The sequence below is a fragment of the Halorubrum sp. C191 genome, from assembly GCF_002727095.1.
GTDB lineage: Archaea > Halobacteriota > Halobacteria > Halobacteriales > Haloferacaceae > Halorubrum > Halorubrum ezzemoulense.
The window spans coordinates 21,408-34,052 of record NZ_NHNZ01000137.1 but is presented as its reverse complement, the minus strand read 5'-3'; the positions used below and the strand labels follow the sequence as shown (position 1 = coordinate 34,052).

Genomic DNA, 12,645 nt, shown 5'->3' with positions numbered 1-12,645 from the left:
TAAGCCTTTCAAAACGCCGCGGTGATCCGCGGCGGCGAAACCGGTGCCCAGTCACCGAGCGCCCGGCGCCGAGCCCGTCCGCGTCGGTCGCCCGTCGGACGGCCCGTGGCGTTTAAGACCGTCGCCCGGGACCGTGCGGGTATGGTCGACATCCTCGCGGAGAACCTCTCCGGGAAGGCGGTGATGAGCGCCGACGGCACGGAGCTCGGGGACCTGTACAACATCACGATGAACCTCGAGTCCGGCGAGCTGAACCACCTGCTCGTCAGCCCGCACGAGCAGCTCAGGAGCGAGCGCGTCGACTTCGACGTCGACGAGATGGGGCGGCTCCGGGTCCCGGTCGCGAACGTACAGGCGGTGAAAGACTACATCGTCGTCGCCCGCTGATGCAGGTCCTCGACTCGTCCGCGTTCATCCACGAGTACACGACCGACGAGGACGTGGTCTCCATCCCGGCGGTCCACGACGAACTGACAGGCGAGGTCGCGCTCCGGTTCGACGCGATGGAGGGCTCCGGGATGACCGTTCACGTCCCGGCGCCCGAGGCGGTCGACCGAGTCCGCCGGGCCGCGAAGGGGTCGGGCGACGCCGCTGAGCTGTCCGACACCGACATCCGGCTCATCGCGACCGCGCTGGAGCTTCACGGGACGCTCGTCACCGACGACTACGCGATGCAGAACGTCGCCGAGCGGCTCGACCTCCCGGTCGAGCCCATCGAGCGCGATGGGATCACCGAGGAGCGCGAGTGGCGCTTCCAGTGCGTCGGCTGCAACCGCACCTTCGACGAGAACAAGGAGCGGTGTCCGATCTGCGGCAGCGACCTGACGCGGAAGAACCCCGCGTGACCGGGCCGCCGGAGCGCCGCGGCGCGAGTCGTTCCCTCGCGCTCCCGAGCCGCGTGCGACCGGTCCGCACCCGACCGACCGATTGAACAGGCGCCCCGCCGACCGACCGGCATGAACGCCTTCGAGGAGCTGTCGCCGGACGCGCTCCGATCCGGGCGGGCGGACGCGCTCGACGACGCGGTCGCGACCGCGCTCGCCGCCCACCCGCTCGACGGTGTCGAGACCGAGTACCCCCACTATCGGGGCGCCGTCGAGGGGCCGGAGGCGCCGCCGCCCCCGTCGGAGGACCACCCCGTCTTCTACGGCTGCTTCGACTGGCACTCGGCGGTCCACAGCCACTGGGCGCTCGTCCGCGCGCTGCGGCTCGTTCCGCACCACCCGGACGAGGCCGATATCGCTGCCGGGATCGACGAGCGACTGGCTCCCGAGAGCGTCGCGAGCGAGGTCGCGTACCTCGACGAGAACCCCGGCTTCGAGGAGCCGTACGGCTGGGCGTGGCTGCTCCGGCTCGCCGCCGAACTCGACCTGTGGGACGACCCGCGCGCCGACGCGTGGCGCGAGACCCTCCGCCCGCTGGAAGGGCGGGTCCGGGAGGGGGTCCGAGAGTCGTTCCTCGGGATCGACCGCGCTCACCGCGTCGGTACGCACGGCAACACCGCGTTCGCGCTCGCCGGCGTGCTCGACTACGCGCGGGTCGTCGGCGACGCCGACCTCGAACGCGAGGCCGCGGCTGCGGCGCGCCGCCTCTACGCGGACGACACCGCCGCGGTCGTCGGCGCGGAGCCGGTCGGTTGGGACTTCGTCTCGCCCGCGCTGACCGAGGCGGACCTCATGCGCCGCGTCCTCGACCCGGACCCATTCGCGTCGTGGCTCGACGACTTCCTCCCGGACCTCGCCGCGCCGCCGCACGACGCGCTGTGTTCGCCGGTCGACGTGGAGCCCGACGAGGGCGACGGCGCCGCGATACACCTGATCGGGCTCAACGTCTCCCGGGCGTGGTGTCTCGCCGGAGTGGCCGACGCGCTCGACGGGCGGGACGGCCCGGCCGCGGACCGGCTCCGGGAGCCCCTCGACGACGCGGCGCGCCGCCACGCGGAGGCCGGGGCCGCGGACGTGCTCACCGACGACTACGCGGGGTCGCACTGGCTCTCGTCGTTCGCGCTGTACCTGCTGACGCGGAACGAGGGCGGCGTCGCGCCCGGCGCCGCCTAGTCGGCTCCCGTCGACTCGGGCCCGTCGCCGTCGATCCGACCGGCGGACTCGCCGTCGGCCGGGCCGGCCGAGTCACCGTCGGCGATGTCGAGCGCGTCGTCGGAGAGGTCGCTGCCGTCGAGCCGGGGGATCCGCTCGCGGAGCCTGGCGGCGGCGGCGCGGGCTTCGGCGAACTCCACCTCGGCGAGCGCGCGCACCAACGCGACCGCGCGCTCGGCCCGTGCGCGCTGCCACGACTCCTCGCGCGACTCGTAGGTGCGGATCGCGCGCAGGAAGTCGACCTCGGAGAACTCAGGCCAGTAGGGGGCACAGAAGTAGACGGCGGCCTCGTTGCCGTTGGCGTGCCACGGGAGGAAGTTCGAGGTGCGCTCGTCGCCGCCGGTGCGGACGATCAGGTCAACGTCGCGGATCGGGCGGTCGTACAGGCGCGACTCGACGGTCTCGACGTCGACGTCCCCGGGAGCCATCTCGCCCGCGTCCACGTCGCGGGCGATGGCGCGCGCGGCGTCGAGCAGTTCGGTCCGGCCGCCGTACGCCAGCGCGACGTTGAGCGTGAACCGGTCGTTGCCGGCGGTGCGCCGCTCCGCGTACTCGACCGCGTCGCGGACGCGCGGCGGGAGCCGGGCCACGTCGCCGATGGCGCGGACGCGGACGCCCTCATCGTGGACGCGGTCGGCGTCGGCGAACTCGCGCAGCTTGCGTTCGAGCAGGTCGAAGAGGGGTTCCAGCTCCTCGTCCGGGCGCTCGAAGTTCTCGGTGGAGAAGGCGTAGAGGGTGAGCTCCGAGACGCCGAGGTCGGCGCACCAGTCGAGGACCTGTTCGGTGGTGTCCGCGCCGGCGCGGTGTCCCTCGGGAGCGTCGTCGCCCTGCTCGCGGGCGTACCGACGGTTCCCGTCCTGGATGACGGCGACGTGGTCGGGGACGTCGTCGATCTCGCGGCGGAGGTGCCGCCGGTACGCGCGCCCGGCGAGGCCGCGGAGACGCTGCCACATGACGGGGTCCACGACGCCGAACGGTATGTAGCTTTATGAATCGGTCCGGCGACGGTCGACGCATGGAGGCCGCCTACGTCTTCCGCGTCGCCGTCCGACTCGATCCCGCGGACGCCGCCGTCGACCCGGGCCGGTTCGAGACGACGATGGAACTCCCCGCGAGCGACCCCGGTGCCGACGGGTGGCTGTTCTTCCGCGACCGGCTGTGGCGCGGCGAGGTCGGCGACGAGCCGTCGTTCCGGCGGCTGGCCGCGGAGCGCCTCGGACTGGCGGACGCCGCGAGCGTCGAGGTCGCCGCCGCCGACTTCCGCGAACTCCGCACCGACGAGGCGTACCGCGACGCGCTGACGGACGCGATCGCCGCGGACCTCGGCCGCTTCAACGCCGACTCGGTCGACGAGGTCCTCCGAAAGTACCTCGGCTCGTCGGTCCACGTCCGGGAGTGACGCGAGGGGGGGAAGCCGGCCGCCCGGACGGCTCCGGTCGGTGTGAGCAGGGATCCCGCGCACCCGCAACGCACTTGCCCGCCCCCGGCGTACGGGTGCACCGTATGGCCGTCACCGATTACGACTTCCACCTGTTCGACCTCGACGGGACCCTCGTCGACGCCGAGTGGGAGTACACCCGAGCGGTGTTCGACCGCGTCGGCGGCCGGCTGGGCCGCGAGTTCTCGGACCGGGAGGCGCGGGTCCTCTGGAGCGGTCTCGGCGGGTCTCGCGCGGAGACGCTCCGCGGGATGGGGGTCGACCCCGAGGCGTTCTGGCCCGCGTTTCACTCCGTCGAGGACCCGGTCGCCCGCGCGGAGGCGACGTACCTCCACGACGACGCCGCGCGGCTGCTCGACCGCGTCGAGGAGGTCGGCGGGCCGACGGGGCTCGTCACCCACTGTCAGGAGTTCCTCGCCGAGCCAGTCCTCGACCGCGTCGGCCTCGACGACCGCTTCGACGCCGTCGTCTGCTGCACCGACGAGACGGGGTGGAAGCCGTCCCCCGACCCGATCGAGACCGCGATGAGAGACCTCGGCGTCGATCCGACCCGAGGTCGCGGCTACTACGTCGGCGACGGCGAGAGCGACGTGGCGGCCGCCTGGAACGCCGGCCTCGACGCGGTCCACGTCGAGCGCGTCGGCCACGACGAGCGCGGGCGGTGCGTGCTCGGGGACCGGCGCGTGCGCCGGCTCGACGAGCTTGTCGACGCGTCGTGAGCGATTTATGCCGCCGCGGGCCGACTCGCGACACATGACGAAGTGGTTCCACAGCGGCCGCCGCCGCGACCTCTGCGCGCTCCTGTACGAACACGGGGAGCTGCGCGCGCAGTCGCTGAAGAGCCGGCTCGAATCGCACTACGACGAGCGGATCGATCCGGGATCGTTCTACGGCACGCTCTCGGCGCTCGTCGAGGCCGGCCACCTCCGCCGGCGCACCGAGGGGATCGCGGACGTGTACGCGCTCACCGAGGCGGGCGAGGCAGCCCTACTCGACCACTACGCGTGGCTCGGCGAGCGGATCGCAGGCGGCGACAGCGAGGGGACCGGAGGAGGCGGCGACCGGCCCGAGCGAGAAGCGGAACGCGGCGGCCCGGACCTCAAGGATTAACAACTTCCGCGGTATGATTTAATATATGACAGTCGTCAGCGTGTCCATGCCGGAGGAGCTGCTAGAGCGCATCGACAACTTCTCCGACGAGCACGGGTACACCGGCCGCAGCGAGGTCGTCCGCGAGGCCTCCCGGAACCTCCTCGGCGAGTTCGAGGACGCGAAGCTCAAGGACCGCGACCTCATGGCCGTCGTGACGGTGCTTTTCAACTACGAGACGACGAACGTCGAGGAGCGGATGATGCGCCTGCGCCACGAGGACGAGGGGATCGTCGCCTCGAACTTCCACAGCCACGTGGGCTCGCAGTACTGCATGGAGCTGTTCGTGTTGGAGGGCGAGCTCGCGGAGATATCGACGTTCGTGGGCAAGGTCCGCGCGACGAAAGACACGCTCACGGTCGATTACAGCGTCACCCCGGTCGACGAGTTCGGTCCCGGCGCGCTCGGAGACGCCGGCGCGCACGGCGGACACGATCACGGCGAGTCCGACGACGGGGGAACGGAGGGCAGAGAGGTGGAAGAGAAGGGAACGGAGGACGGCGCGGCCGCCGAGTCGAGCGGAGACGACTGACCGGAGACGGGACCGGCCCGCGGGACCTCGGCGCCCTCAGACGCTCTCGGGCCGGACGGACTCGAGCGCCGCGTCGAAGTCCTCGCCGGTGATCCCGACCTCGTCGGCGTGGTCGTTGGCGGCCTCGCCGTGCTCGTCGGCGACGCGCTCGATGGCGCGCATCGCCGCCGCCCGCGACAGCGAGGCGATCTCGGCCCCGGAGAACCCCTCCGTCTCGTCGGCGACGCGCTCCAGGTCAACCTCGTCCGTGAGGGGCTTCCCGCGGGTGTGGACCTCCAGGATCTTGCGGCGCGCCTCGCGGTCCGGCTCCGGCACCTCGACGTGCGTCTCGAGCCGGCCGGGGCGGAGCAGCGCGGGGTCGAGCGCGTCCCGCCGGTTGGTGGCCGCGAGGACGACGAGGTTCGGGTTGTCGCTGGCCCGGTCGAGCTCCGTCAGGAGCTGGGAGACGACGCGCTCGCTCACGCCCGAGCCGTCGCCGCCCGCCGCGTCCCGGTCGGTCGCGACCGCGTCGATCTCGTCGAAGAAGACGATCGCGGGGGCCGCCTGCCGCGCGCGGTCGAACAGCTCGCGGACCGCCTTCTCCGACTCCCCGACGTACCGGTCGAGCAGCTCCGGCCCGGCGACCTGGATGAAGTTGACGCCGCTCTCGCCGGCGATGGCGCGCGCGAGCAGCGTCTTCCCGGTGCCCGGCGGGCCGTACAGCAGGACGCCGGTCGGGGGGTCGGCGCCGGCGGCGTCAAACAGCGGCCCGTACGACAGCGGCCACGTCACGGCGCGTTCGAGCTCCCCCTTGGCGTCGTCGAGGCCGCCGACGTCCGCGAAGTCGGTGGTCGGCTGCTCGGCGACGTACTCGCGCATCGCGCTCGGCTCGACGTTGGCGTGCGCCGCCTCGAAGTCCGCCTTCGTGACGGTCACGTCGTTCAGCGCCCGCGAGTCCGACTCCCGGGCGCGACGGAGCGCGGTCATCGCCGCCTCCTGCGATAGCCCCTCGATGTCGGCGCCGACGAACCCGTGCGTCCGGCCCGCGATCCGGTCCAAGTCCACGTCGTCCGCGAGCGGCATCCGGCGCGTGTGGACATCGAGGATCTGCCGCCGCCCCGACTCGCCGGGCACGCCGATCTCGATCTCGCGGTCGAACCGCCCGCCGCGCCGGAGGGCGGGGTCGATGGTGTCGACGCGGTTCGTCGCGCCGATGACGATCACGTCGCCACGGGCGTCGAGCCCGTCCATCAGCGAGAGCAGCTGGCCGACGACGCGGTTCTCCACGTCGCCGCCGTCGTCGCGCTTGCCCGCGATCGAGTCGATCTCGTCGAAGAAAACGATCGCGGGGGCGTCGTCGCTCGCGCGCTCGAACACCTCGCGGAGCCGCTCCTCCGACTCGCCCTTGTACTTCGACATGATCTCCGGGCCGTCGACGGTGATGAACGTCGCGTCGACCTCGTTGGCGACGGCGCGGGCGATGAGCGTCTTCCCCGTCCCCGGCGGGCCGTGGAGGAGGACCCCCTTCGGCGGGTCGACGCCGAGCCGGGTGAACACCTCCGGCTCGGAGAGCGGGAGCTCGATGGTCTCCCGGACCAGCTCCAGCTCCTCGTCCAATCCGCCGATGTCCTCGTAGGTCGCGCCTGCGGTGTGTTCCTCGGGCGGCGACCCGCCCTTCGGACGGCCGTCGTCGCCGGGCGTCTCGGTCCCCGGATTCGCCGGCCCGCTGGCGCGGTCGCTCCCCGGCGCGGCCGACGCGTCGGCGCGGTCTCCGGCGGACCCGGCGCCGTCCTTGTACTCGACGGAGACGTCCGTCGAGGCCGTGATGCGGACGGTGCCCGCCGGGTCGGTCCGAGCGACCACGAACCGGAGCCCGCCCAGTCGCTCGACGTGGACGGCCTCGCCCTCGGTGACGGGGCGGTCGCGGAGCTCGCGGGAGAGCGCCCGCTCGACCACCTCGCGGCTCACGTCCACCTCGGCGAGCCGCCCGGGCGCGGCCAGCGTCACGCGGTCGGCGTCGGCGACGTCGACGGCCGCGATCGTGACAGTATCGCCGACCTTCACGCCGGCGTTCGCACGGGTGTCGGCGTCGATGAGGACGGAGCCCTCGGCGGCGTCGGGACCGCCCGGCCACACCTTCGCGACGGCGGTGCGCTCGCCGCGCACCTCGACCGTGTCGCCGCTGAGGAGGGCGAGCCGCTTGCGGGCCGACTCGGGGAGCCTGGCGATGCCCCGGCCCGCGTCCCGCTTCTCGGCGGCACGCACCGTGAGCCGGAGCCCTGCGGTGTCGTTCATACCACCAGTTCTCGCCGGCGGCTCTTTACGCTTGTCCGGTCGCGGCGGAGCCGCGCCGTCCGGCGTGTCCGTTGGGAGGGATGGGCCGGACGAGAGGGCGCGATCGACGGCGGCTCGTCACCGTCGACTTATCGGCCGGACCACGCGCCGACCGCGTGATCCGCTGCGAGCGGGACGGCCGCCCGGGCTCACTCGTCCAGCACGGTCGTACCGCGGCCGATGCGGGTCTGGTAGGCGCGCGCCTCGATCCCGGCGCCGGCGAAGGCGTCGAGCATCTCGGCCGCGACGGCCCGGCGGTCGCGCTCGCGGCAGGCCGCGATCACCGCCGGACCGGCGCCGCTGACGGTGACGCCCGTCGCGCCGGCGTCGAAGGCGCGTTCGCGCACGTCGTCGTAGCCGGTGATCAGGCGCGCGCGCTCGGGCGTGACCACCGGATCGGTCATGCCGAGACCGACGAGGGCCGGGTCGGAGCGACACATCCCGACCGCGAGCGTCGCCGCGTTGCCGACCGTCTCCACGAGGTCCTCCATCGAGGCGGTCTCGGGGACGACCCGGCGCGCGTCGCGGGTCGAGACCGCCACGTCGGGGAGACAGACGACCAGGGGGACCGCGGCGTCGACCGAGTGCGTGCCCTGGGCGGTCGTCACGGTGAAGCCGCCGAGGATCGAGGGCGCCACGTTGTCCGCGTGCGCGACCCCGGAGACCACCGCCTCGCCCTCGGCGGCGATCGGGACCAGCTCCTCCCGGGAGCGGCCCCTGTCGTACAGTCGGTTGAGCGCCACGGCCGCGCCCGCGGCGCTCGCGGCGGAGGAGCCGAGCCCCGACGCCGGGCGCACCCCCTTGTCGATGTGGATGCGCGCGGGGGCGTCGAGGGCCTCGACGACGGCGCCGACCGTGTTCTTGTCGGGGTCTTCCGGAATGTACTGCGCGCCGACGCCGGTGACCTCGATCGTCGTCTCGGCCGCCTTCTCGACGGTGACGACGTCGGCCGGCCGCGAGAGGGCCGCCCCGAACACGTCGAAGCCGCTCCCCAAGTTCGCGCTCGTCGCGGGGGCCCGTACCGTTACCATGGCGGGGAGTGTCCCCGGTGGGGCAAAAAGGAGCGGGATCGAACAGAAGTCGAAACCGCGGGGGAGCCGACCGAGTCCGTCTAGGGGGTCGAAAGAGCTGAGAGGAAGAGAGTTCGGCCGCGCGCGCCGCTCGACGGTCAGTTGACGCGGTTCTCAGCGCGCCATCGTCCACAGCAGCGTGCCGACGAGGACGAGCGGGATGCCGAGGAGGATGAACGTCGGCGGCATCGTCGTGTACGGGGCCATCAGGAAGATGACTCCGAACACGGCCATGATCGACGCGAGGGCCTTCTGGGACTTCAGCGGCGCGACACCCAGAAGCGAGACGACGAGCCCGAACAGTAGGACGTGCCCGAGGTGGTAGTCGAGCAGGAACGTGTCGATGACCAGCGGCGAGATCATTCTTGTCCGGAGGTGCGAGCGATTCGCGCATTAAAGTTCCGTTTCTCGTGGCCCGGCCGGGCCGCTGCGTGCCGATCTTATAAGGGCTGTCGGCGCGACCGCCGATCGTGCGACTCGTTCAGGTCATGATTCCGGCGGGCAAGCGGGCCGCTGTCGTCCGCGCGCTCGACGACGAGGGGGTCGACTACGTCGTCACCGACGAGACGAGCGGCCGGGAGTACACCGCGGTCGCGACGTTCCCGCTGCCGACCGCCGCCGTCGAGCCGGTCCTCGACCGACTCCGGGAGGCGGGGATCGACGAGAGCACGTACACCGTGATCGTCGCGGCCGAAACGGTCATCTCGCGCCGGTTCGAGGCGCTCGAAGAAGAGTACGAGGCGGACGCCGAGCGGAGCGGCGACCGCATCTCGCGGGAGGAGCTCCAGGCGAAGGCGGACGACCTCGCCTCGGGGCTCGGCACGTACGTGCTGATGACCGTCATCTCGTCGGTGATCGCCACGGCGGGGCTGCTGCTCGACTCGCCCGCCACCGTGGTCGGCTCGATGGTGATCGCGCCGCTCATTGGGCCGGCGATGTCGGCGGCGATCGGCACCGTCGTCGACGACGAGGCGCTGTTCCGGCGGGGAGTGCGGATGCAGGTGATCGGCGTCGCGGTCGCAGTTATCGCGGCGACGGCGTTCGCGTTCGCGCTGCGCTCGCTCGCCTTGGTTCCGCCCGGGCTGGACCCGCTCGAACTCGCGGAGGTGTCGGAGCGACTCGCGCCGAACGTCCTCGTGTTGGTCGTCGCGGTCGGGGCCGGGATCGCGGGCATCGTCTCGCTGATGACCGGCGTCTCCGCGACGCTCGTCGGCGTGATGATCGCGGTGGCGCTCATCCCGCCCGCGGCCGCGGTCGGCATCGGAATCGCCTTTCGGATCCCGCGGCTCGTGATCGGGGCGGGCGTCATCGTCGCGGTGAACGTCCTCTCGATCAACCTCTCGGCGCTCGTGATGCTGTGGTACGAGGGGTACCGCCCGCAGCGGTGGTTCCGGGAGGACGAGGCACGCGCCGCGTTCCTCAAGCGCGCCGCCGTCCTCGCGGTCGCCATCGCGCTGCTGTCGGTGTTCCTCGGCGGCGTCACCTACGAGTCGTACGTCGCCTCGACCACCGAGGCCGACATCCGCGCCGCCGCGAGCGACGAGTTGACCGCGCTGGACGCGGAGTTCGAACTCCTCGATCTGACCGTCGAGCGGACGGGAACCGTCCCGCCGCTCGAGACCGACCGGGTCGTGATCCGGGTCGGCACGCCCCCCGGCGGCACCGTCGAGGGGCTCGCGCCCGCGCTCGACGACCGGATCGAGTCGGTCGTCGGCGGCGAGGTGGAGGTCGAGGTCCGCTCGGTGACCGTCGAGCGCGCCTGAGTCCGTCTCGTTCTCCCGACCGCCCTAAGTCCGTCTCGTTTCGCCCGACCGCCCCTGAACTCGTCTCGTTTCGCCCGTCGCTGCGGTCCGCCGGTTCGCGTCCGCGTGATCGGAAGAGCAAGGGCTTTTTATCGGGCCTCCGTGGGCTCGGCCAGTGACGGATCCCACGCAATCCGACGACGATTCCATGCGAGAGGTCGTCGAGCGGTCCCGGAGCGGCGCGCCCGCGGTCGGCGAGGCCGTCCGGGACCGGTTCTCCTCCGACGAGGTGTTCCAGCGGATCATCGCGGCCGCGGACGAGGAGGTGACCTCCGGGAGCCGCGAACTCTTCTTCAGCGGGCTCGCCGCCGGGCTGGCTATCACGATCACGTTCATGCTGTACGCGTCGCTGACCGCGGCGACCGACTCTCACCCGATACTGAGCGTCCTCCTCTACCCGCTCGGGTTCATCTACATCATCATCGGCGGGTACCAGCTGTACACCGAGAACACCCTGCCGCCGGTGGCCCTGACCTTGGAGCGGCTCGCGAGCCTCCCCACGCTCCTCCGGCACTGGACGATCGTCCTCGCGGGCAACTTCGTCGGCGGCGGGATCGGCGCGGCCGTCCTCTCGTACGGCGGCGTCTTCACGGGCGACACCGTCGACGCGGCGCGGTACATCTCCGAGGGGGGATTCGGCGTCCCGTTCGTGCCGCTGTTCTTCAAGGCCGCGATGGCGGGGCTCGTCGTCGCCGGCGTCGTCTGGGTCGGCTTCGCCTCCACCGACTCCGTCAGCCGGATGCTCGTCGTCTACCTCGCGTTCCTCGCGATCCCGCTCGGCGACCTGTTTCACGTGGTCGTCTCCTTCACCGAGGTGCTGTACCTGTTCTTCCAGCACGGCATCCCGCTGTACGGCGCGGAGATCAGCCTCTTCTCCGGGCTCGTCGGCTTCGTCCTCCCGGTCCTGCTCGGGAACACCATCGGCGGGGTCGTCCTCGTCACGCTCGTCAACTACTTCCAGACCAGCGAGGAGCGCCTCGAAGAGGCGCGTTTCGAGGGCGTGAGCCGCCGCCTCACGGTCCCCGAGTGGGTGTTCGGCCGCGCGGCCGGGCGCTCGTACGTCCCGATATTGGACGCCACCGAGGCGACGCTGTTCGCGGGCGAGGGGTACCGGGTCATGGTACCGATCACGAACCCCCGGACCGACGGCCCGATCGTCGACCTAGCGGCGCGGCTCGCGAGCGACCACGACGATGGCGTCGTCCACATCGTCCACGTCGTTCAGGCGCCCGAGCGCATGTCGCTGTCCACCGGGGACGCCGGGCGGCGCATCGCGGACGTCTCCGGCGAGGGGATGGCGAACCTCCGGTCGACCGCGGCCGACTACGACGTGGAGGTGTCGACCTCCACGGTCGTCTCGCACCGCTCGTTCGAGGAGGTGTTCAACATGGCGCGACGGACCCGGCCGGACGCGGTGCTGATGGGCTGGGGCGACGACCAGCTCTGGAGCGCCGCCCGCGCCGAGCGGCCGATCGACGAGCTCACCAACCAGCTTCCCTGCGACTTCCTCATCCTCAACGAGCGCGATCTCGACACCTCGCGGATCCTCATCCCCACCTCCGGCGGCCCCGACTCCGACCTCAGCGCGGAGGTAGCGAAGGTGCTCGCCGACGCCACCGGGGCCGAGGTGACGCTGCTTCACGTGGTGGACGGGCCCGGAAACAGGGGACGGGGCGAGGCGTTCCTCGCGAACTGGGCGGCGGAACACGACCTCGACGACGCGGAGCTCGTCGTCGACGACGGCGGCGACGTGGAGGACGGCATCTGTCGGGCGGCCGCCGGAAAGACGCTGGTCATCATCGGAGCCACGGAGAAGGGGCTGCTCTCGCGGCTCGTCTCCAACTCGCTCCACCTCGACGTCATCCACGAGGTTGACGCCTCGGTGCTCCTCACAGAGCGGCCCAGCAGCCGGTCGCTACGCGAGCGGCTGTTCGGCTCCGGCCGCCGCGCCGCAACCGTGACCGGCGGCGTCGAGCGCGAGTCGAACCGCTCCGAAGGGACGGACGTGCAGTCCGCCGCGGACCGCGGTGACGGCGGTATCGAGGGTACCAGCTCGCAGGGCGACGGCGACTCCGACGACGCGGACGCGGGCGACTCCGGAGGCGCGAGCGACGACGCGTTCATCGCGGACCACGACGACGCGGACGAGGAGATCACCGAGGACGCGGCCGGCGAGCGCGACGGCGACGACGGGCGGTAACGAAAACGACTCTTTGCGTTATCTGCGGTTTATACGTGCTTTCGG

Annotated in this window: 13 protein-coding genes; 9 read left to right on the top strand and 4 right to left on the bottom strand. The window is 72.0% G+C overall.

What is annotated here, in order from left to right; genetic code table 11:
• The first annotated feature begins 141 nt into the window (after positions 1–141).
• The 3 genes from Z052_RS13705 to Z052_RS13695 all read left to right on the top strand — a co-directional run bounded on the left by Z052_RS13705 (position 142) and on the right by Z052_RS13695 (position 2,057).
• Entirely contained in the window at positions 142–387 is a 246-nt protein-coding gene (locus tag Z052_RS13705) for a PRC-barrel domain-containing protein (RefSeq protein WP_049930889.1), read from the top strand.
• Positions 387–845, top strand: coding sequence for an NOB1 family endonuclease (locus Z052_RS13700; protein WP_049930887.1), 459 nt, complete (start codon positions 387–389; stop codon positions 843–845). The genes Z052_RS13705 and Z052_RS13700 overlap by 1 nt, the downstream gene beginning before the upstream one ends.
• Positions 846–956: 111 nt before the next feature.
• The gene (locus tag Z052_RS13695) at positions 957–2,057 is read left to right on the top strand and encodes a DUF2891 domain-containing protein (RefSeq protein WP_099289128.1); all 1,101 of its coding nucleotides are present in this window, start codon (positions 957–959) and stop codon (positions 2,055–2,057) included.
• Here the strand turns inward: Z052_RS13695 and uppS are convergent.
• Positions 2,054–3,049 (bottom strand): polyprenyl diphosphate synthase, encoded by a 996-nt coding sequence (gene uppS / locus Z052_RS13690; protein ID WP_049931053.1) that lies wholly within the window; start codon positions 3,047–3,049, stop codon positions 2,054–2,056. The two genes, Z052_RS13695 and uppS, sit on opposite strands and share 4 nt — an antisense overlap.
• A 62-nt stretch (positions 3,050–3,111) precedes the next feature.
• Between uppS and lwrS the strand changes: the two genes are divergently transcribed.
• The 4 genes from lwrS (at position 3,112) to Z052_RS13670 (ending at position 5,215) form a co-directional block, all read left to right on the top strand.
• On the top strand, positions 3,112–3,495 hold the full coding sequence (gene lwrS, locus Z052_RS13685) for an LWR-salt protein (RefSeq protein ID WP_094520007.1): 384 nt from the start codon (positions 3,112–3,114) through the stop codon (positions 3,493–3,495).
• Between the two features lie 104 nt (positions 3,496–3,599).
• Positions 3,600–4,253 (top strand): HAD family hydrolase, encoded by a 654-nt coding sequence (locus Z052_RS13680; RefSeq protein WP_086215367.1) that lies wholly within the window; start codon positions 3,600–3,602, stop codon positions 4,251–4,253.
• A gap of 34 nt (positions 4,254–4,287) precedes the next feature.
• Positions 4,288–4,644: a helix-turn-helix transcriptional regulator gene (locus tag Z052_RS13675; RefSeq protein WP_049930878.1), complete on the top strand. Its 357-nt coding sequence runs from the start codon at positions 4,288–4,290 to the stop codon at positions 4,642–4,644.
• Between the two features lie 25 nt (positions 4,645–4,669).
• Positions 4,670–5,215 carry a CopG family ribbon-helix-helix protein gene (locus Z052_RS13670; protein ID WP_241897948.1) on the top strand — a complete coding sequence of 182 codons (546 nt, stop codon included), beginning with the start codon at positions 4,670–4,672 and terminating at the stop codon, positions 5,213–5,215.
• Positions 5,216–5,251: 36 nt separating this feature from the next.
• Here the strand turns inward: Z052_RS13670 and Z052_RS13665 are convergent, their stop codons facing one another.
• The 3 genes from Z052_RS13665 to Z052_RS13655 all read right to left on the bottom strand — a co-directional run bounded on the left by Z052_RS13665 (position 5,252) and on the right by Z052_RS13655 (position 8,961).
• Complete coding sequence (locus Z052_RS13665; RefSeq protein ID WP_049930874.1) at positions 5,252–7,489, bottom strand: AAA family ATPase; 2,238 nt, start codon at positions 7,487–7,489, stop codon at positions 5,252–5,254.
• A 188-nt stretch (positions 7,490–7,677) separates the two neighbouring features.
• Positions 7,678–8,559 (bottom strand): homoserine kinase, encoded by an 882-nt coding sequence (locus tag Z052_RS13660; protein WP_049930873.1) that lies wholly within the window; start codon positions 8,557–8,559, stop codon positions 7,678–7,680.
• 153 nt (positions 8,560–8,712) lie between these two features.
• Positions 8,713–8,961 (bottom strand): hypothetical protein, encoded by a 249-nt coding sequence (locus tag Z052_RS13655; RefSeq protein ID WP_049930871.1) that lies wholly within the window; start codon positions 8,959–8,961, stop codon positions 8,713–8,715.
• A gap of 125 nt (positions 8,962–9,086) precedes the next feature.
• Here Z052_RS13655 and Z052_RS13650 point away from each other — a divergent pair, with 125 nt between their 5' ends.
• Entirely contained in the window at positions 9,087–10,361 is a 1,275-nt protein-coding gene (locus Z052_RS13650; RefSeq protein ID WP_049931052.1) for a TIGR00341 family protein, read from the top strand.
• Positions 10,362–10,515: 154 nt separating this feature from the next.
• Complete coding sequence (locus Z052_RS13645) at positions 10,516–12,600, top strand: formate/nitrite transporter family protein (protein WP_049930869.1); 2,085 nt, start codon at positions 10,516–10,518, stop codon at positions 12,598–12,600.
• Positions 12,601–12,645: the final 45 nt, after the last annotated feature.

What these genes read in the sequence shown, in the direction of transcription:
- Z052_RS13655 (WP_049930871.1), bottom strand. Translation starts at nt 8,961, where the DNA reads ATGATCTCGCCGCTGGTCATCGACACGTTCCTGCTCGACTACCACCTC.
- Z052_RS13695 (WP_099289128.1), top strand. Translation starts at nt 957, where the DNA reads ATGAACGCCTTCGAGGAGCTGTCGCCGGACGCGCTCCGATCCGGGCGG.
- Z052_RS13665 (WP_049930874.1), bottom strand. Translation starts at nt 7,489, where the DNA reads ATGAACGACACCGCAGGGCTCCGGCTCACGGTGCGTGCCGCCGAGAAG.
- Z052_RS13650 (WP_049931052.1), top strand. Translation starts at nt 9,087, where the DNA reads ATGATTCCGGCGGGCAAGCGGGCCGCTGTCGTCCGCGCGCTCGACGAC.
- lwrS (WP_094520007.1), top strand. Translation starts at nt 3,112, where the DNA reads ATGGAGGCCGCCTACGTCTTCCGCGTCGCCGTCCGACTCGATCCCGCG.
- Z052_RS13700 (WP_049930887.1), top strand. Translation starts at nt 387, where the DNA reads ATGCAGGTCCTCGACTCGTCCGCGTTCATCCACGAGTACACGACCGAC.
- Z052_RS13680 (WP_086215367.1), top strand. Translation starts at nt 3,600, where the DNA reads ATGGCCGTCACCGATTACGACTTCCACCTGTTCGACCTCGACGGGACC.
- Z052_RS13670 (WP_241897948.1), top strand. Translation starts at nt 4,670, where the DNA reads ATGACAGTCGTCAGCGTGTCCATGCCGGAGGAGCTGCTAGAGCGCATC.
- uppS (WP_049931053.1), bottom strand. Translation starts at nt 3,049, where the DNA reads ATGTGGCAGCGTCTCCGCGGCCTCGCCGGGCGCGCGTACCGGCGGCAC.
- Z052_RS13675 (WP_049930878.1), top strand. Translation starts at nt 4,288, where the DNA reads ATGACGAAGTGGTTCCACAGCGGCCGCCGCCGCGACCTCTGCGCGCTC.
- Z052_RS13705 (WP_049930889.1), top strand. Translation starts at nt 142, where the DNA reads ATGGTCGACATCCTCGCGGAGAACCTCTCCGGGAAGGCGGTGATGAGC.
- Z052_RS13660 (WP_049930873.1), bottom strand. Translation starts at nt 8,559, where the DNA reads ATGGTAACGGTACGGGCCCCCGCGACGAGCGCGAACTTGGGGAGCGGC.